This is a genomic window from Mycobacterium sp. NBC_00419 (genome assembly GCF_036023875.1).
Taxonomy (GTDB): Bacteria; Actinomycetota; Actinomycetes; order Mycobacteriales; family Mycobacteriaceae; genus Mycobacterium.
Window position 1 is genome coordinate 5,114,994 of the sequence record NZ_CP107931.1, and the last position, 22,351, is coordinate 5,137,344.

18 protein-coding genes are annotated in these 22,351 nt (G+C 63.3%); 12 read left to right on the plus strand and 6 right to left on the minus strand.

The genetic code is table 11. The features are described 5' to 3' along the window. Position 1 precedes the first annotated feature (1 nt). Together OG976_RS24500 and OG976_RS24505 are read right to left on the minus strand one after the other, a co-directional pair. A complete protein-coding gene (locus OG976_RS24500) occupies positions 2 to 1,603 on the minus strand; it encodes a GMC family oxidoreductase (protein WP_328354894.1) in 1,602 nt (533 codons plus the stop codon). A 3-nt stretch (positions 1,604 to 1,606) separates the two neighbouring features. Beyond that, a complete protein-coding gene (locus tag OG976_RS24505) occupies positions 1,607 to 2,797 on the minus strand; it encodes a thiolase family protein (protein ID WP_328354897.1) in 1,191 nt (396 codons plus the stop codon). A gap of 139 nt (positions 2,798 to 2,936) precedes the next feature. Between OG976_RS24505 and OG976_RS24510 the strand changes: the two genes are divergently transcribed. The 3 genes from OG976_RS24510 to OG976_RS24520 all read left to right on the plus strand — a co-directional run bounded on the left by OG976_RS24510 (position 2,937) and on the right by OG976_RS24520 (position 6,015). Continuing rightward, complete coding sequence (locus OG976_RS24510) at positions 2,937 to 3,968, plus strand: LLM class flavin-dependent oxidoreductase (RefSeq protein WP_328354900.1); 1,032 nt, start codon at positions 2,937 to 2,939, stop codon at positions 3,966 to 3,968. An 11-nt stretch (positions 3,969 to 3,979) separates the two neighbouring features. Continuing rightward, positions 3,980 to 4,663, plus strand: a complete 684-nt coding sequence (locus tag OG976_RS24515; protein WP_328354904.1) for an SDR family NAD(P)-dependent oxidoreductase — start codon at positions 3,980 to 3,982, stop codon at positions 4,661 to 4,663. A gap of 197 nt (positions 4,664 to 4,860) precedes the next feature. Further along, on the plus strand, positions 4,861 to 6,015 hold the full coding sequence (locus OG976_RS24520; RefSeq protein ID WP_328354908.1) for an ABC transporter substrate-binding protein: 1,155 nt from the start codon (positions 4,861 to 4,863) through the stop codon (positions 6,013 to 6,015). 273 nt (positions 6,016 to 6,288) lie between these two features. On the opposite strand, the gene OG976_RS24525 is transcribed toward OG976_RS24520, so the two are convergent. Then, positions 6,289 to 7,464, minus strand: a complete 1,176-nt coding sequence (locus tag OG976_RS24525; protein WP_328354911.1) for a cytochrome P450 — start codon at positions 7,462 to 7,464, stop codon at positions 6,289 to 6,291. A gap of 100 nt (positions 7,465 to 7,564) precedes the next feature. Then, on the minus strand, positions 7,565 to 9,022 hold the full coding sequence (locus tag OG976_RS24530; RefSeq protein WP_328354914.1) for an aldehyde dehydrogenase family protein: 1,458 nt from the start codon (positions 9,020 to 9,022) through the stop codon (positions 7,565 to 7,567). A gap of 147 nt (positions 9,023 to 9,169) precedes the next feature. Here OG976_RS24530 and OG976_RS24535 point away from each other — a divergent pair, with 147 nt between their 5' ends. The 4 genes from OG976_RS24535 to OG976_RS24550 all read left to right on the plus strand — a co-directional run bounded on the left by OG976_RS24535 (position 9,170) and on the right by OG976_RS24550 (position 13,510). Beyond that, positions 9,170 to 9,835 carry a TetR/AcrR family transcriptional regulator gene (locus OG976_RS24535; RefSeq protein ID WP_328354917.1) on the plus strand — a complete coding sequence of 222 codons (666 nt, stop codon included), beginning with the start codon at positions 9,170 to 9,172 and terminating at the stop codon, positions 9,833 to 9,835. A 227-nt stretch (positions 9,836 to 10,062) separates the two neighbouring features. Next, on the plus strand, positions 10,063 to 11,118 hold the full coding sequence (locus OG976_RS24540) for a hypothetical protein (RefSeq protein ID WP_328354920.1): 1,056 nt from the start codon (positions 10,063 to 10,065) through the stop codon (positions 11,116 to 11,118). A 39-nt stretch (positions 11,119 to 11,157) separates the two neighbouring features. Then, positions 11,158 to 12,354, plus strand: a complete 1,197-nt coding sequence (locus OG976_RS24545) for a CaiB/BaiF CoA transferase family protein (protein WP_328354923.1) — start codon at positions 11,158 to 11,160, stop codon at positions 12,352 to 12,354. A 313-nt stretch (positions 12,355 to 12,667) separates the two neighbouring features. Beyond that, positions 12,668 to 13,510, plus strand: coding sequence for a spirocyclase AveC family protein (locus OG976_RS24550; protein WP_328354926.1), 843 nt, complete (start codon positions 12,668 to 12,670; stop codon positions 13,508 to 13,510). A 393-nt stretch (positions 13,511 to 13,903) separates the two neighbouring features. Here OG976_RS24550 and OG976_RS24555 read toward each other — a convergent pair whose 3' ends face one another. Then, the gene (locus OG976_RS24555; RefSeq protein WP_328354929.1) at positions 13,904 to 14,737 is read right to left on the minus strand and encodes a mycofactocin-coupled SDR family oxidoreductase; all 834 of its coding nucleotides are present in this window, start codon (positions 14,735 to 14,737) and stop codon (positions 13,904 to 13,906) included. A gap of 369 nt (positions 14,738 to 15,106) precedes the next feature. Here OG976_RS24555 and OG976_RS24560 point away from each other — a divergent pair, with 369 nt between their 5' ends. Together OG976_RS24560 and OG976_RS24565 are read left to right on the plus strand one after the other, a co-directional pair. Beyond that, positions 15,107 to 16,228, plus strand: a complete 1,122-nt coding sequence (locus tag OG976_RS24560; protein WP_328354932.1) for an NAD(P)H-dependent amine dehydrogenase family protein — start codon at positions 15,107 to 15,109, stop codon at positions 16,226 to 16,228. A gap of 143 nt (positions 16,229 to 16,371) precedes the next feature. Then, on the plus strand, positions 16,372 to 16,623 hold the full coding sequence (locus OG976_RS24565; RefSeq protein ID WP_328354935.1) for a hypothetical protein: 252 nt from the start codon (positions 16,372 to 16,374) through the stop codon (positions 16,621 to 16,623). Positions 16,624 to 16,697: 74 nt separating this feature from the next. Here OG976_RS24565 and OG976_RS24570 read toward each other — a convergent pair whose 3' ends face one another. Next, on the minus strand, positions 16,698 to 17,966 hold the full coding sequence (locus OG976_RS24570; protein ID WP_328354938.1) for an amidohydrolase family protein: 1,269 nt from the start codon (positions 17,964 to 17,966) through the stop codon (positions 16,698 to 16,700). A gap of 197 nt (positions 17,967 to 18,163) precedes the next feature. On the opposite strand from OG976_RS24570, the gene OG976_RS24575 reads away from it, so the two are divergent. From OG976_RS24575 to OG976_RS24585, 3 genes are read left to right on the plus strand one after another with little or no spacing between them, the layout of a single operon-like run. Continuing rightward, positions 18,164 to 20,515, plus strand: coding sequence for a CaiB/BaiF CoA transferase family protein (locus OG976_RS24575; RefSeq protein ID WP_328354941.1), 2,352 nt, complete (start codon positions 18,164 to 18,166; stop codon positions 20,513 to 20,515). A 50-nt stretch (positions 20,516 to 20,565) separates the two neighbouring features. Further along, positions 20,566 to 21,501 carry a hypothetical protein gene (locus OG976_RS24580; RefSeq protein WP_328354944.1) on the plus strand — a complete coding sequence of 312 codons (936 nt, stop codon included), beginning with the start codon at positions 20,566 to 20,568 and terminating at the stop codon, positions 21,499 to 21,501. Then, positions 21,453 to 22,301 (plus strand): SDR family NAD(P)-dependent oxidoreductase, encoded by an 849-nt coding sequence (locus OG976_RS24585; RefSeq protein WP_328354947.1) that lies wholly within the window; start codon positions 21,453 to 21,455, stop codon positions 22,299 to 22,301. Before OG976_RS24580 ends, OG976_RS24585 begins: the two co-directional genes overlap by 49 nt. Positions 22,302 to 22,351 lie beyond the last annotated feature (50 nt).

The following is a 22,351-nucleotide window of genomic DNA, read 5'->3' on the forward strand; positions in this document are numbered from 1 at the left end:
CTCAGCGGTCGGCGAGGATCATGTCGGCGGCCCGCCAGGCCATCGCCATGGCTGGGGCGTTGAGATTGCCCGACACCATCGTCGGCATCACCGAACAGTCCATCACCCGCAGGTTCTGCACGCCCCGGACCCGAAGCTGGGCGTCCACCACGTCGAGTTCGTCGGGGCCCATCGCGCAGGTACCGATCGCGTGGTATCCGCAGTACCCCTGGTCCAGTGCGGCGTCGATGATGGCGTCATCGGTGGTGACCGCAGGGCCTGGGCGGGTTTCGGCCACGATCTCCTCGGCGATGGGTGACTGCTCGAAGATCGTGCGCAAGGTGCGGAACAGTTCGGTCGCGATCCTTCGATCATGCTCGGTATCGAAGAAGTTCGGGTCGATGTCGAGTTCCGCATCCGGGTCCGACGAGGTGATGTTGACGAAGCCCTCGCTATCCGGGCGAAGGATGAACCCGATGGCCTGGACACCGGGTGCGTGTTCGACTCCGACATCTTCTCCAGGTTCGAATGGTTTCGCCGAGAATGGTGCCATCAGCAGCTGGGCGTCGGGTCGCTGCTGCTCCGGGCTCGTCTTGAAGAAGCCAAGCACGTCGTAGGCAGAAGTAGCCATCGGGCCTTTGTGGGTCAGCAGGTAGCGGACCCCGCTCTTTGCCTGTGCGAGCGGGGTTGCCAGGTCGCGGTTGTAGCCGATGTCGCGCGCCAGTCGGTATTGCACTGCGACACAGCGATGTTCACGCATGCGCTGACCGACGTTGGGGCTGTCGATACGGATGTCGACGCCGGCGCTGCGCAATACATCGGCGGGGCCGATGCCGGAGAGCTGCAAGAGTTTCGGAGTTCCGATGCTGCCCAGCGAGAGCACCACTTCGCGTGCCGCCGAGAAGCTCACGGGCCCGGACTTGGTGTGGCCGGCGACCCCGACGGCCTTGTCGGCGTCGAACAACACGCTCGTGATGGTGGTGTCGGTCGTGATGGTCAAGTTCGGCCGATTGCGGATGGGGCGCAGGAACGCCCACGCCGCACTGATCCGGCGGCCGTCCTTGATGGTGCGAGTGGCCGGGCCGACCCGCGGCTCATCGGAGCCGTTCAGGTCACGGGTCACCGACATTCCGAGTTGGCTGGCCGAGGTGATGAACTGGTTGCAGAGCTCGGGTACGTCGTTGTCTACCGAGACGTCCAGTGGACCGCCGATACCGCGCAATTCCCCGGGCCCAAGTTCGTGGTTCTCCATCTGTCGATAGATCGGCAGGATGTCGGCCCAGCCCCACCCCGGGTTGCCCAACTCGACCATCGCGTCATAGTCGGCCGCGTTGCCGCGGTTGTACACCATGCCGTTGATCGCACTCGAACCGCCGAGCATACGTCCGCGGGTCCACTGTTCAACCAGCCGCGAGGGGCCGATCGGGCGAACCGGAAAGTGCCACGCCAGCGTCGGGTGGCCGACGAGCTTGCCGAAACCCTTGGGAATGCGGACCAGGGGATTGGTGCCCTTCCCGCCGGCCTCGATCAGCAGTACCCGGTTACGCGGATCCGCGCTGAGCCGGTTGGCCAGCACGCAGCCCGCCGAGCCGGCACCCACGATGACGTAGTCGAATTCCGGCATGGCTCAGGCCACCTCGATGACCAGTGCGAAGCCCATGCCGCCGCCGGCACACATCGACAACACACCTAAACCGCCGCCGCGGCGGCGCAATTCGTAGATCGCCGACGTGACCATGCGCGCGCCGGATGCCGCGATCGGATGCCCGAGGCTGATGCCTGAGCCGTAGACGTTGACGAGTTCATCGTCGAGTCCCAACGCGCGGGTACAAGCGATCGCCTGGGCGGCAAAGGCTTCATTGATCTCGAACAGTGCGACATCGCCCAGCGTGCGCCCGGCACGTTCCAGCGCTTTGGGAATGGCGTAGATGGGGCCGCTGCCGGTGCGCTTGGGCTCGACGCCGACTGCGGCCCAGGACAGTACCGAGGCCAGCGGGTTGGCGGTGGTCCCCGGCGCGGCGAGCGCCACCGCTGCAGCGGCATCATTGATTCCTGAAGAGTTTCCCGCCGTCACGCCGAAACCCTCGATCTCGGGATGCAACACCTTCAAGCCGCTGAGAGTCTCCATCGAACTCTCGCGCCGTGGATGCTCATCGACGCTGAAGAGGGCGGCGGTACCGTCAGCTTGGGGCACCGAGATCGGAATGATCTCATCGAGGAACGATCCCGAGTCGATGGCCTTAATGGCGCGCTGGTGGCTGCGCAGTGCCCATTCGTCCTGCTCCTGGCGGGAGATGTCGTACTCCACCGCGCAGTTGTGGGCCACGGTGATCGACATGTCCAATGCGGGCGCGTCCGGTGTCGGACGATGGGAGTTCGGGAACCAGGGGTCGTCGTAGTCATCGGCTGACTTGCCGGTGGTGAATGGTCGCCGTTTGCGCAACAGCGGACTCGTCGAGATCGACTCCATGCCACCTGCGAGCACCGCACGGCTCATGCCGGCGGCGATGTCACCGGCGCCGAACGCGATTGCCGAGAGGCTGGACGCGCACTGGCGGTTGACCGCAATACCCGGCACGGTTGTCATCCCCAGGTCGACCGTGATGTGTCGGGCCGTATCGCCGCCACCTTGGAGCACCTCGGCCAGCACGAGGTCGTCGAAGTCGGCCACGTCGATTCCGGAGCGCTCGACGACGGCCTGGACCACCGGTTTGGCGAGTTCGTCGGCCGGCATATTCACCAGCGTTCCCCGTCGCGCGGTCCCGATCGCGGTGCGGGCTGCGGCGACGATCGACGCCTTGGGTGTTCCGGATGCCATTCTCGTCTCCTGGGCTGGCCTATGCGCGTTGCACATAAGGGAAAGGTCGTTAGATCATATAGCGGATTAGGCTAAGGTTGGAAGATACTCTTCAGCGGCCGGGCGGTAGGCGGCCACACGCGCGGGAAAGGTCGAAGCCATGGTGCAGGGCACCGGAGTTGCCGAGTCGCAGCCTCAGCGGCCGATCAAGGTCGGCGTCTACTTCGACCTGCGCAATCCCCCGCAGTGGCGGCAAGACCCGGCCAGGCTCTACGGCTTCACCTTGGAGGCGTGTGAAGAGGCGGAGCGACTCGGCGCCGATTCGATCTGGTTCTCCGAGCACCATCTCTTCGATGACGATTACCTGGCCAGCCCGCTGACGTTCGCTGCTGCAGCAGGGGCGCGCACCAAGAAGGTGCGCCTGGGCACCGCGATCGTCATTGCCCCGTTGCATCACCCGGCCGAATTGGCCGAACAGTGCGCGGTCATCGACCTGGTCTCCAACGGGCGCCTGGATCTCGGGCTGGGCACGGGATACCGGGTCCCTGAGTTCGAGCTTTATGGAACGACGCTGGAGCGACGGTATGGACGCACCGACGGCACCGCTCGAGCGCTGCGCGAGCTGTGGGGACCGGATGGGGTGCGGCCCGGCCCGGTGCAGAATCCCGTACCGATATGGATGGGATACCAAGGGCCGAAGGGCGCCCGGCGGGCGGGGCTACTCGGCGAGGGCTTGCTCACGGCCGAAGGCGCAATGTGGGAGCCGTACGCCGCTGGCCTGGCCGAGGCCGGGCACCCGGTCGAGTCCGGGCGGATGGCCGGCGGCCTGCAGGCCTGGGCCTCCGACGACCCGGAGCGGGACTGGCCCGTGGTCTCCGAACACCTTGCCCACCAACTGAACTCCTACCGCAAGCACATGGTCGAAGGCACCGACACTCCGGTCCCTCATCCGGTCAACGTGGACAAGCTGGTCAACAGCGACCGCACTGGGCCACTGGCCTCATTCACCTACGGCACACCCGAATTCGTGGTCGACGCGACACGGCGCTATATCGGCGAAGCCCCCGTCGAGACGGTGTATCTCTGGGCGTCCGTGGGCGGGATGTCCGAGGACATGGTGATGCGCAATATCGAGACCATCTGCACCCGGGTCAAACCGCTGCTCAATGCCGCCGAGGTGAAGGCCAAGTGAGCGCGCCCCAGTTGCTGATCATCGGCGCGGGCACCGGCCTGAGCCTGTCGACGGCGCGCCGTTTCGGGGCCGAAGGGTGGACCGTTCATCTCCTGGCGCGCAATGCCGAACGCCTTGGACGCGCTGCTGAGCCGCTGATTGCCGAGGGAGTGAAGGTACACACCCACGTCGGTGACGTGACCGATCATGCGGCGCTCAGCGCTACCGTCGCCGCCATCGACGATGCGACGCCGCTGGACGCCTGTATCTTCCAGCCTCGCGGTGCAGAGCAGATGGTCGATGTCCTGAATGCCACGGTGGACAACGTTCGACCGCACCTGGACATGTTGGTGCTCGGCGCCGTCGCGGTCGGTTCGGTGCTGGCGCCGAGAATGGTCCAGCGCCGCAGCGGCAGCCTCGTCTTCGTCGGCGGTGGGTCAGCCCGAACACCGTTGCGGTTCTTCGGGAATCTCGGCATGGCGATGGCCGGGCTTCGCAACTATGCGCTGATGCTGGCATCGGCCCTGGCGAAAGCCGATGCCCATGCCGCGTTCTATACCGCTGCCGGGATGATCGGGGTGGAGGGAGCCGTTGCATCCGACCAGCTGGATCCTGTTGTGATGGCGGAGCGGATGTTCACCCTGGTGCGCGACCGCGATACCGCCGAAGTGCTCATGACGCCGGCCGGTGAAGTGATTCCCAAGGGCGCCAGGTAGATAGATCCCGCCAACCACCCTCCGACGCGGTGGCGATTGGTTCGGATGGGAACACCGTTCTCCGCATATGAGTCCGACCGGCGGGCCCAATGTCTTCTGAATGTGCATGCCGCGAGAACGCGACCAGTGCAGCATACTTGACAAGACTGTCGGTAATTCATAGCGTCGGTTCATTCCCGCCGACGATGGAGTGGCACATGACCGAATACCCCGAAGGAATCTCGCGCACCCTGACCCCGGCGACCTATGGTCAACGAGAGCCGCATCGTGTTGCGATCGTCCAAGACTGGGGCATCGGCTTGCAGCCGTTGTACGACCAGTACGACGCGACCCAGCTTGCCTTCGAAGAGGCCTACGAGAGCGGATTGCTGGATCGGCCGGTAGAGCTCAAGGTCATTGAGGTTGAAGGCTTGCCGTATGCCAGGGCCAGCACGCTGCTAGAAGCCCTGGACCGAGTGGTAAGCGAGTTTGCTCCGATCGCCGTCATAGGCCCGCACACGTCCGAGAACGTGCCAGTCGTAACCCCCTACATCGAAAGTACGGGGATACCGTTCATCGCTCAGTCCGGGGCGCTTGACGTCGCCGGACCGTGGACATTCCTGACTCCGAACGGCACTTTCAGTGATGAGGCAATCCGGATGGTCGACTACGCGGTCGATGTCTCCGGCGCGCACAAGATCGGCCTCATCAGCGAGGACAATCTGCTAGGCGAGGAGTATGCGCGCTGGATCAAGAAGCGCGCAGGCCAGCGGGGCGCGTCGATTGTCGCCGATGTGCGCGTCGGGTCGTTCGTGGACGAAGCTACGGCGACGGCGGCAGTGCAAGCAATGCGAGACGCGGGTGCTGAGGCCTATATGTACGTCGGATTCGGGGCGACCGCCTTCGCGGTGCTCGGCGCTTCGCAGCGCGCCGCCGCAGATGGGTACGGCGCGGCGAGAATCACGATGTCGATTTTCATGGGAACTATTGACGGCCTCTCGCCCTACGTGGGCCTGATCGATAACTTCGAGGGGTGGGTCGGGGTCGATCAGTTCGACGAACGTAACCGCGTGTTCACCGACATGCTCGACAGGTTCGAGAAGCGGTTTGGGCGACGGCCGATGCATTGCTATACGGCCCAGGGGTATGACATGGGAAATGTTGTGGCGCATGGGCTTGCGAGTGCCAAACCGCTGACGCGTGATGGCCTGCGCCGCAGCCTAGAGTCGGTGCGGCGGCTTGACGCCGCGGCCGGCGGCCCAGGTAACCACATCTCCTTCGCGCGGTACGACCATCGTGGCTACAAGGGCGACTACATCGTGATGCGCCAGATTGTCAACGGCGCGAACGTCCTGGCCATCGACGGGGCTTAGGAGTGCCGACCATCTGCACGTGCGTTCAGGCAAAGGCCACGATCAGTGCGGTTGGTCCAAAGTAGGACGCCGCAGTCATGAAGTCCGGGCGCTCAGGCAGGTAGGGCAGGTAGTCGCCTGCCACTTCGGTGATGCCCCACTTCAACGTTCCGAGAGCTGTTCTTGGTCAGCCTGATGGAAGATCGCTCGGAACTAGTCATGCGAAGTGACGTCGATGGCGGGACTTCAGGCAACTGCCAGCGTTGCCGCGACAGAGATGACCACGGTTTAGTTCTAGTCGAGTGGGAGTTTCGCCCCGACTGGTTCGACGGGCGTGAATGTTGCTGGGAGGGTGGAGTAGCCGTTTACCTGGCCGAGTGACGGGTAGCGTTGTGCGGCGGTGAGGTTCACGGTGAGGTCGGGGAGTCGCCGCAGTGTGGCCATGAGGACTTCTTGGAATTGGACGCGGCCGAGGTTGGAGCCGAGGCAGCGGTGGGCGCCGAGTCCGAAGGCTTGGTGGCGGTTGGGCCAGCGTTCGAGGTCGACTTCATCCGGATTGCCGAAAACCGACTCGTCCTGATTCGCTGAGCTCCACGACAGCAGCAATCTGTCGCCGGGGCACAGGCGCTGGCCGCCGAGGACGGTTTCGGTGGTGACGGTTCGAGCGAGCGCAGGCGCCGGAGAGGCCCAGCGCAGGAATTCTTCGGTAGCGGTCTTGAGCAGATCTGGTTCAGCGATCAGTCGGCGTGCTTCTGAAGGGTGTCCGGACAGCCACGCGTAGGTGTGGGAGAGCAGGCCCGTTGTGGTGTCCACGCCACCGATCAGCATCAGGAAGCAGATCTTGAGGATTTCTTCCTCGGAGAGTGGCTTGTCATCGATTGTCGACTCAACGAGGAAGGTGAGCAGGTCATCCTCAGGTGCGTTGCGCCGTTTGACGAGCTCCTCGGACAGCTGTCCGAGTACTGCGAAGATGCCCTCGATGGCGCGCTGGTACATGTCTGAACCGGGTACGGCCCAGGATATTTCGTGGAATGGGGTGGCGACGTGTTCCCAGTCGGCGAGGGGCAGGCCGAGTAGTTTCATGGTGAGCATTGCCGGTACGGGGCTGGCGACATCTTTGACGATGTCACACTCGCCGGTCTCGCAGAACTGATCGATCAATGCGTCGGCCATCTGTTGGATGAAGGGACGCCATTTGTCGGCCGCGCGCGGTGAGAAGAGCGGATTCAGCAGTTGCCGGTACTGATTGAACCGTGGGCCATCGACCTCCAGCGGGATCAGCTGCATGGGTGCTGACGGGATGGCGGTGCCCTTGTATCCGCTTCGTTCGCCGAGCGTGTCGTTGTCGGAGGAGAACGTTTCGTCGTCGCGGGCGACGTCTTTGACGTCTTCGTAGCGTGAGACCACCCAATAGCCGCCGTGGGCTTCGGTCCAGGCGACCGGACACTGTGAGCGCAGGTTTTTGGTCACCTCGCGCCAGTTGTCGGCGAATTCGGCGGAGTGGTGGTCGAAGTCGACGGTGGGCCGGGAGGGGCTGTGTTGGGTGTCGGTCATGGTGTGTCGATTCCGTTCACATCAGGTTGATGAAGACGTTCTTGGATTGGGTGAATTCGCGGATGCCGTCGAAGCCGCCGAGGCGTCCCCATCCGCTTTGTTTGGCGCCACCGAAGGGGACGGATGTCGGGATTCCGAGGAAGCCGTTGATCCAGATCAATCCGACCTCGAGTTGTTGGGCGATGGTGTGTGCTCGTTTGAGGTTGGAGGTTTGGATGTAGGCCGCGAGTCCGAACGTGGAGTCGTTGGCGATGCGTATCGCTTCTTCTTCGGTGTCGAAGGGGATGACGGCGACGACGGGGCCAAAGATTTCCTCTTGGGCCAGTGGTGAGGAATTGTCGACGTCTGCGAATACGGTGGGGGCGACGAAGTAGCCGTCTGCGAGTTCTCCGCCGAGGCGTTGGCCGCCGGCCACGATGCGGGCGCCGCTGGCCTTAGCCGTTTCGATTATCCCGACGATTCGTTCGGCAGCGGTCGCGTTGATGACCGGTCCGAAAAAGGTGGACGCCACCAGTGGGTCGCCCACTTCGAGCGTGCCCAAGATGGCTTGGACCATGGTGAGAACTTCTTCGTAGACAGGTCGTTGCACCAGCACTCGGGTGCCGTTGATGCATCCTTGGCCGCTGCCCTGCATGCCCAGCACGGCCTGCATGGCAGCGTTGTTCAGGTCGGCGTCAGCGAAGATGATGTTCGCCGACTTTCCGCCCAGTTCCAGGCCTACCGGTTTGAGGACGTCCTTGGCGGTATCGAGGATGCGTTTGGCGGTGGCGCCGCTGCCGGTGAAGTGGATCTTGTTGATGCCGGGGTGGGCGACCATCGCCTGGCCGCCTTCGGCGCCTGCGGTCACCACGTTGAGGACACCGGGGGGAAAGCCTGCCTCCAAGAACAACTCACCGATGCGCAACGCGGCATACGGTGCCAGCTCCGGTGGCTTGAGGAGCACACAGTTTCCGGCCGCCAGCGCCGGCGCCACGGTCATGCCGATGGCATAGATCGGGCCGTTCCAGGGAATGATGATGCCGACGACGCCGTATGGATTGAGCGTGGCGTAGTCCAGTGAGGGTGTCGGCCAGGTCGGGATGACGTCACCGACCATCTTGTCGGCCCATCCGGCGTAGTAGGAGAACGCATCGGCAGCAATTGTCGGTCCGCCGGAGGCGGCGAATACCGGCATGCTGTTGTCGATCTGGGAGATCGCGATCAGTTCGTCTGCGTTGTCGCGCAGCAGCTGCGCCGCGCGCAGCAGCAGTTCGCGGCGTTGGTCGGGCGGGGTCGCGCGCCACGCCGGCAGCGCTGATCGTGCTGCCTCGACCGCGAGGTCGATCTCCCGGCTACCTGCGAGGGTGACCTCCGAGGTGCTCGTAGCAGTCGCCCCGTACACGTGGTTGAACACCCCACCGGAGCTGTCGTTGATGCGCTGGTCGCCGATCAGGAGCGCGGGCTTGGGCAGTTTCTCCAACGGTGGAGCGATCATGGGCGCGCGCGACCTTTCTCACGGTGGGGTGGAACCTCCGGGCTGTGGCAAAGCTACGGGAAATCAGTGTTCTTGACAAGACTGTCGATTCACGGCGCTCGGTCGATGCTCCCCTCGAAAGTCCGACGGTCGTGTCAAGATTTCCTGGTGCCTAGAACTTCGCCTCGTCCCCAGACCAGTGCCCGCCAGACGGCGCCGGCCTCCGAGGTCGGCCGCAAGGGGCTGCGGACAAAAATGCGGATCCTCGCCGAAACGAAACGTCTGTTGCTGGAGAAGGGCTACGACGCCACCTCGATCAGCGATATCACTGAAGCCGCCGGTATCCGGCGTGCGTCGTTCTACACCTACTTCACCAGCAAGCAGGACGTGCTGCTGGCGATCGGCCGTGATGCCGAGGAAGCCGGGATGGTTGCCGCGGAGGGCCTTCGCCGGATGAATGAAACCGCCACCATCGACGATGTCGCGCAGTGGGTCGAGGAATACCTGAGGTTCTGGGACGAACACGGATCGTTCGTCAACGCCGCGGTACAGGCCGCTTACGTGCACCCCGAACTACGGCAATGGAGTGTCGCAGCCGAGATGACGGGCGCCAAAATCCTGGGCCAAGCCCTGGTCAAACTCCGCGGCGGCAAACGGCTGCCCGGTATCGACCCGATGGTCCAGGGACTGGCCATCCAATCAATGATCGAACGATTCTGGTACCACTGGCGCGTCTCGGGCGCGCCGGTGAAAGATAGCGCAATTAATCGCAGCATCGCCCACATCATCTGGGCCAGCGCACACCACGAACCCGAGATCCACACCGCCGACTGACAGCTCCTATTCCGTCAGCGGGGCATAAACGACTAGTGTGTCGGATATTGCCCCAGGGGCGCTAATAATCCCTTGGTGGGACTGGCACGAGAATCGGGCACGAGCAGTACCTGATGCCGGCCTGTGGCTCACTCGTGTTCCCTCGCGGAACATCACATATCGGAGGGATGCTCATGTCCGGACGCACCAAGGTCATTGTCTGGGGGCCTGGGCGGCTCGGGGGGTTCGTGTTGCGGGCCCTCCTGCAGCGCCGCGATGAGTTTGACGTCGTCGGAGTCTTCGCGTTCTCTCCTGACAAGGAAGGGCGCGACATCGGTGAACTCGTGGGGCTGCCCTCGCATGGCAGTGTGACCGTCACCCGTGATCGCGATGAGATCGATCGGCTCGATGCTGACGTGGTGATCTTCACCCCGCTGGTGTCATTCGACCCCACCCAGAGCCATGCCGATGCGATGCGGTTGCTGGCCGGTGGCAAGAATCTGCTTCTCGCTCACGACTACTTCTACCCGTCGGGGATCAGCGACGACTACGCCCGTGAGGTCGACGACGCGTGCCAGCGCGGCGGCTCCACCGTGCTGGCCGTGGGCTCCTCGCCTGGGTTCGTCGCCGAGCGGTTGGCCACCACCCTGGCCGGGCACACGCTAGAAGTAGCTCATGTTCAGGTGCTCGAACGGATGGATTGCACCGATCTCGACGCACACGTCTACCCGCTGCTGGGCTTCGGCGCAAAGCCCGACGACTTCCCGCGCGATCAGATCATCGCCATGTTCGACCACATGTACCGACAGACGCCCCACGCCGTGGCTGCTCAGCTGGGGCAACGGCTGGATCGGGTCGACGTGGATGCGCGTTTCGCCGTCACGGATCGTGAGCTGACCGCGGTGACTGCACCGGTTCCGCCGGGAACTGTTGCGGGAACGGAGTTTTCCTGGACTGGAATCGTCGACGATGAGCCGTTTGTCACTGTCACCTGCCGGTGGGTGTGCGACCTGGAGATCCGGGGATGGGAAGCCGACAACGACTGGATCATCACCGTCGAGGGGACGCCGTCACTGCAAGTCCGGTACGCGCGTGGCCTGTCCTTCGCCGATGGTGTCCGGCACGGCGGGCACGCAAACGACCCCGACGGTGACCATTGGATGGACTCACAATCGTTCACCTCGGTGGCGGCATTCGTCAACGCCATCCCGGGTGTGGTGGACGCCGTCCCCGGGCATCTCCTGGCACCGGTGTTCGGGACGCCCAAGCATCGTCGCACGGGTTCGGCGATCGCTCTGCGCTGAGCAGTACGACCCTTCTTCGGAATCTGCGAAAGGCTCACAGTGTCCAACCTGCTAAAAGGCGTGCGCGTGGTGGAATCGGCGGTGCTGCTCAACGGTGACACCGTTGGAATGCTCCTCGGTGATCTCGGCGCCGATGTGATCAAGGTCGAATCACCGCCCGCCGGAGACTACTTGCGGTATTTCCTTGGCCAGATTGTTCCCGGTGTGAGCGTCCCGCACGCTCAGGTGAACCGGAACAAGCGGTCGATACTGCTTGACCTGACCCAGCAAGCCGACCGCGAAAATTTCTGGAAGCTGATCGACACCGCGGACATCTTCGTCGACGGCAATCGTCCGGGGGTGTGCGACAAACTCGGCGTGGGGCCTGACGCCATGCGGGCGCGCAAACCCAGCCTTGTTTACGTGCAGCACACCGGGTTCGGCGCAACGGGTCCGTATGCCCGGATTCCCACCCACGGGATGCTGATGAACGCTTTGGTCGGCGCGCACGCTGTCCGGCGCGGCGACGATGGTCTGCTCCATCGTGGCTCGTTCGAACAGGATGGAGCCAACCTAGGCGGTGAATCCACCAGCGTAGGCGCCCTGCATGCTGCCCTGAATGCGGTAGCGGCGGTGGTGCGCGCGAGGGAGACTGGTATCGGGGCCTACGTCGATGTAGCGGGCTCGGACGCAACCGCCATGACAGCGTGGTTGCCAATTACGTTGCAAAGAAATGATTATCGCATCACCGACCGCTCGGGAATGGCAGCCAGATCCGGTGGCGAGATGACGGGTTCGCGGTATCAGTTCTATGAGACTGCCGATGGCAAGGTCGTTCTGTTCGGGTGCATCGAGCAACGCTTCTGGGACAAGTGGGCAGGAGCCGCGGGGCGCGATGACCTGATCGGCCGTCAAGCCGACACGTCCAACGGATCAGTGGACTGGGGCGACGACGCCGAGCGCCGACTAGTCGCCGAGGTGATCGCCACGAGGACTTTGGACGAGTGGCTGGCATTGGCGGCAGAGCACGGGTTCGCGCTCGGGGCGGCGCACCAGAGTATCGACGAGGTCGCGGCTGATCCGCACGTCGCCAGTCGTAACGTCTTCGTCGAGGGTGAGCATCCGGTAGCAGGGCCAATCTCGTATGTGGGATCGGCCGCAGTTGTTGACGGCGAACGGTTTACCGTGCGTCGCCACGCGCCCGCCCCGGGTGAACACACCGACGAGATCCTCGCGGAGCTCGACGCAGGGGAGTAGCCCGAGCAATTGGCCGACGCCCGCCGTCGATATTCCACATCTGGCTCGGGGTGCATGTTCTGGGGTTTCAACCGCGCTTCGCCTGGCCTAGTTTGAGCCGGCGCAGGCGCGGCTACGAAAAACGACACACTTGCCAAGTTTCTGACAGTCTGGTTGTGTTGTTCACGTCACATGCGTCGGATAGGTCGGATGTTGTCAGATCCGCCGAATCGGGAATAGGTGATTCCTTCCCGTCGTGAGTCAAGGAGCGTTTATGCCGATTGGTGCCGATAGGGTCGGTTCGGAAGCAGCGATTCTTCCCGGAAGTGATGAGGTGCGTGCGCTGTTCTCGGCTCGCGCTGCACTGATCGTCGTTGTCTCCCTTGCTGCGGGCGCCGGATTGCTCGTCTTCGCCGCGCAGAGCGGCGGGACCCTTGAGCATCCGGTTGGATTCCGGGTTTGGGAGATCGGCTTCATCATCGCCGCGCTCGCGGTGCTAGGGGTGGGCGTCGCGCAATCGGTGAAGGAACGTCGACTCAGTCGGTTACTCCTTGTCGCGGTGGCGTCATCCTCCGCATTCTGGCAGGAGACGTACGGTGACTGGGCTTCCTACGTGCTCTACAGTGACCGATTCTGGACCTTCACGTGGGGTGACACTGCTTTCACGGGTCCGGTCCGGTGCTGGTGGTTCATTGCCGGATATGTGATCTTCTACGGCTTGCTCTTCGTTCAGATGGAGGTGGTCGTCAACTACGTCCGCAAGCGGTGGCCCACGCGAAACCCGTACATCTTGGCGGCTGCGGTCAGCTTCCCGGTGTTCTATGTCTTCGACCTGATTCTCGAGGGGTTTGCGACCGGATTGGGGCTGTGGCACTACACCCACATTCTTTGGGGGCCGGGCCTGACCGTCGGCCACGGCGCCTTCCCCCTGGTGTGGCCCATCGTCGAACAGGTGCCGTTCATCGCCCTGGTTGCCTTCGCGATGATGTGGCGAAGCGCTGAGGGGGAGGACGTCTTCGAGCTGACTGCCCGAGTTGTCCTCCGACGCAAGCCGGGCCAGCTCGCAATTCTGGTCTCTTGGGTCGTCTTGTTCAATGTCGCGTTCCTGACCACCACCATCCTCCCGCAGATGCTCGCACGGCTGTTGTTCGGGCCGGCATCGGAACTGGTTCCATAGATCGGGTCCGCATCACCGATATTCTCTGCCCCGCAGCGCGATTCATGCCCGCACCGTCGGCCGGCGATGTTCCGGAGTGGTGCGCGTGCTGACCGAACGTGGATTGAACAATTCGACAGTCGACGTAGAGCGCAAGCTGCGAGGAATTCGCGTAGTTGCGAATCTGATAGGCGAACGTCAACGACCAAGTGATCGGAAATGTGAGGCCACCGACGAGCAATCGCGGACGCGATTCTTCAGCCATCTGTTGAAGTTCGTCGTACCCGCGATCGGAGCTGGGCCCGGATAGGCGCACTGTCGACCGTCAGAAGTAGGCCCAGTACACGCACTCTGTGCGACTGCGCACCAGGTTCGGTGGCCCACCCGCCCGACTGGTGGACCACCATGGTGGACCTAGAGGCGGGCGTTGAAGCCAGCGTCGACGGGCAGGGTTACGCCGGTGATGTACTTGGCTTCATCGGATGCCAGGAAGGCGACGGTGTGGCTGACGTCGCGGGGGTCGAGAGCGGGTACAGGCATTGGATTGGTCATGCGGTCGGCGATTTCGGGATGGGTGGTGACCCATGCGGCGAATGATTCGTTCATGATCATGGGGGTCATGACGCCGGTGGGGTGAATTGTGTTCACTCGGATGCTGTGTGGGGCAAGAATATTGGCATAGGTGCGCATTAGGCCGATGACGCCGTGCTTGGAGGCCACATAGCCGTCTGGTCCGCCATTTCCATCGGACATGCCCTTGAGTCCGGCTGCGGAGCTGGTGATGATGATGGAGCCGCCGCGGCCGCCGTCGATGAGGGGTTGTCTGGCCACCTTGATGGTGTTACGCACACCGGTCAGAAGAACGGCGACCGCGAGTTCCCAGGATGCGTCGTCGTCTTCGTGATTCTCGTCGACGTCACCGAAGTGCATGATGCCGGCATTGGCGACCACGATGTCGATGCGGCCGCCGAGTTCGGCAACGCCTTCGTCGAAGGCGGTGCGCAGGGCGTTGATGTCTCGGACATCGGCAACCTTGGTGACCACTCGGGCTCCTGCTTCGCCGGCGAGCTTGGCGGTGTGCTCGAGATCGTCTAGCGAGGATAGTGAGTAGGGCACGGTGGGCAGGTCGGCGCAGATGTCGACGGCAATGATGTCGGCGCCTTCCTCGGCCAGCCGGATAGCGTGCGCCCTGCCTTGGCCGCGACCCGCGCCGGTGATGAATGCAACGCGACCATCCAACTTACCCATGGTGTTTCCTCGATCTCTTCGTTCCGACTCGGGGTGGGGAGCGACAGCAGACAGCGTGACGAAGTCCACGTTTCAGCGAGGCTAAGCCTCGACCGACACACTTGTCAACTATCGCGTCAGTGGACTGGAAGCCGAGTTCTGGCCCATGGTTTTGCAGCCGGGAATGCCGATGCCGAGGCAGTCTCGCTACCGTGGATGGGCCGACAGGGCCCTGCCTGGGAAGCCCGCGACCAGGCTGTATCTGGATCTTCGCCCTCGGTGTCGCCTTTGCATCGGCTTGATCCCATCTTCTGGATGTTGCGCCGGCCAACGGGTGCCGCTAGCTGGCAGGTTCCGCTAGCGATGAAATCGACTAGTGTGTCGGTAACGTTGCCCGAGGGAATGGAGTGGAGAGTGACCATAGACGGGGCGCGCAACAAGATCCGAGTCGCACACGTCGGTACCGGACTTACCGGTCGCGAGGCGCTGCGAGGGATTATCGCGAACGACCGCTTGGATCTGACCTCCCTGTGGGTGTCCTCGGAGGAGAAGGTCGGCCGCGATGCTGGCGAACTCGTCGGGCTCGACCCTGTCGGCGTCACCGCGGTCGGCTCACTCGAAGAACTGTTGGCCACCGCGCCGGACGTGCTGAGTTACTGCGCGAACGGACTCGGTCGAGAAGGCGAGGTGGTGGAGGAGATCGCGCAGGTGCTATCGGCTGGCGTCAACGTCATCACAATCTCATTGTTGAGCCTGTTGTACCCGCCGGCGGCACCCGAGGTCCTACGAAAGCCGTTGGAAGATGCTGCCGTTCGGGGTGGCTCGACATTCCTGTCGACCGGGCTGGATCCCGGATTCTCCACTGACGTGCTGCCGCTCGCGCTGCTGACGTTGTCGGACGAGGTCGAGCACGTACATGTGCAGGAGATCGGGATATACGACCACTATGACGTCGAGCCCGTAATTCGGGACATCATGGGTTTCGGACGTCCGCCCACGTATGAAGCGCCGATCACCGCCGGCGGTGCATTCGAAGCCTTCTGGGGTCCGATGGTCCGTCAGCTGGCCGATCGGCTTGGCGTCGAATTGGACGAACTCGTGGTGACGTCGGACAAGGCTGTGCATGACAAGGATTTGAATACCTCGGTCGGTCTGATGGAGGCGGGCACCGTTGTTGCCCTGCGAGTCGCGTGCGAGGGGCGAGTGGCAGGCCGTGCCGTAGTCACCGCCGAGCACATCACCCGAATGGCTGCCGAAGTCGCACCGGATTGGCCGAGATTCGACGGTGTTGGTGAATCGAACTATCGGGTCACGATCTCGGGTAATCCCAACATGCGGTGCGATCTGGACCTGGGGCGGTCCGGCGAGGTCTGGGGGTCGGTCAGCGGTACGGCGATGCGTTTGGTCAATCTGATTGCCGAGATGCCCAATGCTCCTGCAGGTCTTATCTCCTCGCTCGAGCTTCCGTTGAATCCATCGCGCAATGTCGTCGTGATGCCGGGGCAAGGCTGAGCAAGTGCAACTGGTTCCGAGCTCATTGTCGATGGTGGGCTGACCGCCATCTAGACCCGACAGTATTGTCGGTCAGGAACTACTCCTCGATGACACCGTCGAGGGTCAACTCGGTCAATGTGGTGAGCTGAAGGTGAGTATTGATGAGTGACGAGGAATTGGCCCCCGAACACGACCCTCTGGCCGAGGAGATGGACCTCATCACCTTTCAGGAGGCCGACGCGCGCCTCTATCGCGAGCTGGTCCGTACCAGAGAGGTCATCGCGCGGCTCAGGGATGCTGCGGAAGTCGACCACGACGAGATTGCTGCTCAGCAGACGAGATTGGAAGCGCTGGGCCGAGTGCGGGGGCGCATAAGTGCACAGCGTACCCAGCCCCCCATTCATAAGCAGTAGGCCAACATGAAAACCGCGGACGGCCAGCAACGGCGCGTCCGCGGTTTCATGTTCAGCGCAACAGGCGGGTGCGCCTACTTAGTTCTGCCGCTGACGACGTGGCTGACGTCAGAGGGCTCGTCGTCGGATCCGGCGTCGACGGGGTAGGCCTTGATCGGTTCGGGACGCTGGCCGTTGGATTGGGCATTGTCGAGACGATGCCGAGATTCTGGCTTAGCTTCCGGGCTGACTGGGAAGTTGAAGATCCGTTCGGCGTTCTTGTAGGTGATCTTCTCGATCTGATCCGGTCGGAGGTGGCCCAGAACCTTGGCGGCCTCGGTTTGGCTCGATGGCCACGTGGTCTCCGAGTGTGGGTAGTCAGACTCCCACAGGATGTTGTCGATGCCGATGCGGTCAATGGAATCCGCACTGAGGCCGAAGGATTCGTTGACGGCGCACACGGCGAACTGCCTCTTGAAGATCTCCGACGGTGTGATGTCACCGAACGGTGCCCAGAATCGGTGCTTGCCCCAGACGAAGTCGGCGCGTTCGAGCAGGTAAGGGATGTAGCCAATGCCGCCCTCGGTCATGACGAACTGCACGTTGGGAAAGCGGCGGGGCAGAGTCCCGAACAACATGTCGGTGATGGTCTCGATTCCGACAACTGCTGGGGCGGCCGTGATCGCCACGCTGAAATGGGAATCCGGCGTGGGAATCGGGATGTGCCCGCTCGAGCCCAAGTGCATCGAGCACACCACGCCGGTGTCCTCGAAGGCGTGGAAGACCGGATCCCAGTGATCGGTGTGCAGGGAGGGCAACTTCAAGTAGCTCGGGTTCTCGGGGAACGAGACTGCGCGAGCTCCCCGTTCGGCGCATCGGCGCAGTTCGGCGGCGGCGAGGTGCGGATCCCAGAGTTGCAGGATGATGGTCGGCACGAAGATGTCCGGTGCCGCCGCGCACCACTCGTCGAGCACGAAATCGTTGTAGGCCCGCACGCACAGATCGGCGAGTTCCTTGTCCTTCATCTCGAAGAACACCCGGCCGCCGAATCCGGGAAGCGATGGGAAGAGCACGCTTCCGACAATGCCGTCCGCGCGGAAGTCGTCGGCGCGTGCGGCGGCGTCGTAGCAACCAGGAATGAGGTCGGTGAAGCGCACCGGATCGGTGCCCCAGTCCTCGGGGTCCTTCCCCGCCACGGCATTGAGGCCCATTGTGGCCGAGCGCTGGTCTTCGTAGACCCAGAACTGTCGACCGTCGGCCTCGATGACGTGGGGGCCCTTTTCCTGGAACTTGTGTGGCAGCCGTTTGGTCCACACATCGGCGGGCTCGACGATGTGATCGTCGACGCTGAACAGTTTGAGCATCGTTCCTCCGGATAGATGGGAATGCTCGATCTTGGGCACTGCTATTGAGATGTGCATCACGATGAGCTAAATTCGACAATACCGTCGACTTTGTCGTGGGTGCAACACCCGCACTGCTGTCGATGGCATGTGAACCTCTCACGAGCGCAGTGTGTTTGACGCTGCGCACCGTCCATTCAGGAGGAACGACACAAGTGATGACGCCGGCGGTGTCCTCGGCCAAGGTCGTCTGTCTCGCCGGTGAGCTTGCCGGTGGCTATTGCTGTCGGCTCCTCGGCGACGGGGGAGCGCAGGTTCTTCGGATAGAAGATCCCGCGGGTGATCCACTACGGCACTGGTCCCATGCCGGACCCACCGATTCCGATGGTGCGTTGTTTCAGTTTCTGGCGGCAGGTTCGACGTCGATGGTCGTCACAGATCCGGCCGAGCTTACGGAAACCTTGGCGGCCGCTGACGTCATCGTGTGGTCACCGCACTCCGATGTCGCACGCACATTGACACCCGAGGTTCTTCGTGCGATCAACCCACGCGCGGTTGTCACCGCGATCACCAACTTCGGGCTTACCGGTCCGTGGGTGGATCGACCGGCGACAGAACTGACGCTGCAAGCCATGTCGGGCGGGCCCGGCCAGCGTGGGGCGCCGGAGCGACCCCCGCTGATCGCCGGAGGCCGGCTTCCGGAATGGGTCGCCGGCATGTTCGCGGCGGTGCACACAGCAGCCGCCTTGTTCGGTGGTGGAGCAGAACTTCTCGACGTCTCAATCCTGGAATCCCTTATCCTGACGACGACGGTGCATCCGGTGTCGTGGTACACGATCGCCGGGCGGCCCATGCGTCCGCTCCGGGCGCGCAATCTCCCCGATGTCCATCCCACCAAGGACGGATACGTCGGATTCATGGTCGTCACCGGCCAACAGTGGCTGGACTTCTGCTCTTTGATCGACCGAAGCGACTGGATGGACGACCCAGAGCTCGGACTCATGGCGAATCGCTTCGTTCGCCGTCACGAATTGATGGATGCCATCGATGCGTGGTCAATTCAGCACACCACAGCCGAAGTCCTCGAGCTCGCCGACTTACTACGGGTGCCCGCCGCCAATGTGGGCACGGGGGCGACGATTCCGGAACTCGAGCACCTCGTCGAGCGTCGGGCATATGAGACCAACGCATCGGGTGGATTCCTTCAGCCGGTCGTTCCCTGGCAGTTCCACGGGGGTACCACACCGCCTCGCGGGGTGGCGCCGGCACTCGGCGCGCACGGCCTCCCGTCGTGGACCGCAGGTCCATCACGGCCCAAACGGGACAAGCCGTTCACCGGAATCCGCATCGCCGACTTCACTGCCAACTGGGCGGGCCCGATCGTGGGGCACGTACTGGCAATGCTCGGTGCGGAGGTCATACACGTCGAGGGCGGCAAGCGTCCCGACGCGATCCGCAGCAACACCTGCAAGTCGATGAGTGATCCGGACTGGCCCGAGTTCTCTGGCATCTTCCAGGGAACCAACACCGGGAAACGCTCGGTCACCGTCGATATGTCGACTGAGGACGGTCGATCCTTGGCTCGACGTCTTGTCGCGACATGTGATGTCGTCATCGAGAACTACAGTCCCCACGTCATGGAATCCTGGGGCCTGAGCTGGGACGAAGTGCATGCGATCAACCCGCGGGCGGTGATGGTGCGCATGCCGGCCTACGGACTCGACGGGCCCTGGCGCGACCGTGGCGGATACGCCCAGACCATGGAGATGGCTTCGGGGATGGCGTGGTGCACCGGATGGCCCGACTCCACGCCCGAGATCCCGAACGGGCCCTGTGATCCCATCGCGGGCAGCCACGCCACGTTGGCGTTGATCTTGGCGCTCGAGCAGGCGAAAGTTACCGGTGAGGGCATCATGGTCGAAGCGCCCATGATCACCGCGGCGCTCAACGTTGCCGCCAGCGTGGTCATCGAGCAGAGCGCCAACGGCGTCGATTGCGCTCGATCGGGCAACCGGTCGAACAGTGTTGCACCGCAGGGCATCTACCCAACGTCGGAGAGGGATCGGGTCGGACTGGGCGATTGCCGCTGGATAGGGCTGTCTGTCGTCGACGACGCGGGGTGGCGAGCGGTGTGCGGGTTGATCGACCGGCCGCGTTGGGCCGAGTGGACCCAGCCTGAGCGCAGGGCGCATCACGATGAGATCGACACTGCCATAACGGCATGGACGTCGAAGCTCACAGTGGACGCCGTCGTCGAGATGATGACGGAATGCGGCGTACCCGTCGGTGAGGTGGTGCTTGGGCATCTGACCCCCGAACTCGAGCAGCTCCAGCACCGCCGGTTCTTCGAACAGGTGGACCATCCGAAGACAGGGGTCAACACTCATGCGGGCCTACCGGCCCGCTGGTCGTCGATTCCGGGCCATGTTCAGGCCGGTCCCGCGCCGATGCTTGGCGAGCACGACGACGAAGTGTGGCTCAACCAGGTTGGGCTGGCTGAGGACGAATACCGAAAGCTGCGTGAAGCAGGCGTGATCGGCCGGTCCGAGATCAAAACCCTTGCCTGGTAGCGCGGCTCGATGATGACGACACGAAGATCGGCAATATGGAAGGGAAAACGATGAGCGTTGACACACCAACCGAGGCCGCGTCGGGGCGGGTCGCCTCGGCGCCGTCACGGGTAGCCGCCTGGTTGCCCTGGCTGGTAGTGGGCGTGCTCACCGCTGTTGTGGTCGGTACCTTCGTGGTGACCGACAACAGTGCCACAGTGGCCGAGCCGCCGTATCCGCATGACCACCTCGACGATCCGCACCTCCCTTGGTTGTGGGCCTTCGCGTTCCCGATCGCGTGGGTCGGCCTCCTGGCCTACTTCGCAGTCAAGACCGTTCGGGACAAGAAGATCTCCATGCCGGCCATGCTGTTCGTCGCCGGCACCACCATGTTCTGGATCGAATGGCCGGCGGACTGGGGGTCCTATCTGGTCTACAACCGGGACTTCTGGAACTTCACTGGCTGGACGTCCACCTGGTACCAGACGTACACGAAGCCGGTGAACGTCGTCTTCGGCTACGGGGTCTTCTTCGCGGTCGAGTGCATCATCCTGCTCAAGCTGGTTCCGAAGGTGGCCAGGACCCTGCAACGGGTGGTGCCGAAGGTATCGCCGACGGTGGTGTTGGTCGTCTCAGCCATGGCGGTGTTCTATGTGGTCGATATCCTCGGTGAACGTCTGATGACCCTTGCCGGGTGGTACTCCTATGTCGACGCTGTTGGGCCCAAATGGGAATCCGCGCACGGCACACTATCTTTCGTCTGGCCGGCAATACCGTTCATGTTGTTTGCGGTCATCATCTCGCTGACTCTGCGTGAAGACGCCCAGGGCAACTACCCCAACGAGAAGCTCTTCAAGGTGCACACCCTGGCACCAGGATGGTCCCGAGAGTCCGCACGACTTGCCGTTTGGATCATCACGATGAACGTTGCGATCTTCATCGCACAGCCGCTGATTCTGTGCATCGGCCGAGTCCTGTTCTTCCACGACAGCGTGTACGTCCCCTGACCGCCGCGGGAGGCGGACGAGCTCATGAGGGCCGTACCGCACTAATCACCGGGGCCGGTCGGGGACTCGGACGAGCATCGGCAATCCAGTTGGCGTCCGAGGGCGCCTCGGTGATCCTGGTGGGACGCGGTGTGTCCGCGCTGAGGGCCGTGGCCGATGAGATCGAGGCCACGGGAGGGCGATCCATTGCTATTGCCGCCGACGTGTCCAGCGACTCCGACGTGGCGCGGTTGGCCGCCGAAGCGGGCCCAGTGGACATATTGGTGAACAACGCGGCAGCCGAGGAGCAGTACGCGCCCGTGGCGATGGCCGACATCGCCACCTGGAAAACCATCTTCGACGTCAACGTATTTGCCGCGGTTCGGCTTATCGCTGCGTTCGCGCCTGGCATGAGCGAGCGTGGCTTCGGCGTCATCATCAATATGAGCAGCATCGGCGGCAGTCAACCGGCACCGTTCCTGGCGACGTACGGTGCGAGCAAGGCGGCGCTGGACATGATCTCGCGCACGGCAGCGATGGAGCTGGCGGGCACCGGCGTCCGGGTCAACAGCATCGGGTCCGGGATCACCGACATGGGGAAGACCTATGAGCTGCTCCCGCCCGGCTTGCTCGCCGACATCGGCAAGATCATCCCGGCAGGCCGACTGGCCAATGAGCGGGATATCGCTGCCGCGGTGTCCTACCTGTGCAGTGATGGTGGAGCTTTCGTCAACGGACACGTGCTCACCGTCGACGGCGCGATGACGGCCGGTCAATGGTCGACATCCACGGTGCTGGCGGGCTTTATGGCACAGGGATGACCGGGGAAGAAATCCACTGGCGGGCAGCTACCTACCGAGACGCGTCTTCG

What these genes read in the sequence shown, in the direction of transcription:
- OG976_RS24500 (WP_328354894.1), bottom strand. Translation starts at nt 1,603, where the DNA reads ATGCCGGAATTCGACTACGTCATCGTGGGTGCCGGCTCGGCGGGCTGC.
- OG976_RS24505 (WP_328354897.1), bottom strand. Translation starts at nt 2,797, where the DNA reads ATGGCATCCGGAACACCCAAGGCGTCGATCGTCGCCGCAGCCCGCACC.
- OG976_RS24510 (WP_328354900.1), top strand. Translation starts at nt 2,937, where the DNA reads ATGGTGCAGGGCACCGGAGTTGCCGAGTCGCAGCCTCAGCGGCCGATC.
- OG976_RS24520 (WP_328354908.1), top strand. Translation starts at nt 4,861, where the DNA reads ATGACCGAATACCCCGAAGGAATCTCGCGCACCCTGACCCCGGCGACC.
- OG976_RS24530 (WP_328354914.1), bottom strand. Translation starts at nt 9,022, where the DNA reads ATGATCGCTCCACCGTTGGAGAAACTGCCCAAGCCCGCGCTCCTGATC.
- OG976_RS24555 (WP_328354929.1), bottom strand. Translation starts at nt 14,737, where the DNA reads ATGGGTAAGTTGGATGGTCGCGTTGCATTCATCACCGGCGCGGGTCGC.
- OG976_RS24565 (WP_328354935.1), top strand. Translation starts at nt 16,372, where the DNA reads ATGAGTGACGAGGAATTGGCCCCCGAACACGACCCTCTGGCCGAGGAG.
- OG976_RS24570 (WP_328354938.1), bottom strand. Translation starts at nt 17,966, where the DNA reads ATGCTCAAACTGTTCAGCGTCGACGATCACATCGTCGAGCCCGCCGAT.
- OG976_RS24575 (WP_328354941.1), top strand. Translation starts at nt 18,164, where the DNA reads ATGACGCCGGCGGTGTCCTCGGCCAAGGTCGTCTGTCTCGCCGGTGAG.
- OG976_RS24580 (WP_328354944.1), top strand. Translation starts at nt 20,566, where the DNA reads ATGAGCGTTGACACACCAACCGAGGCCGCGTCGGGGCGGGTCGCCTCG.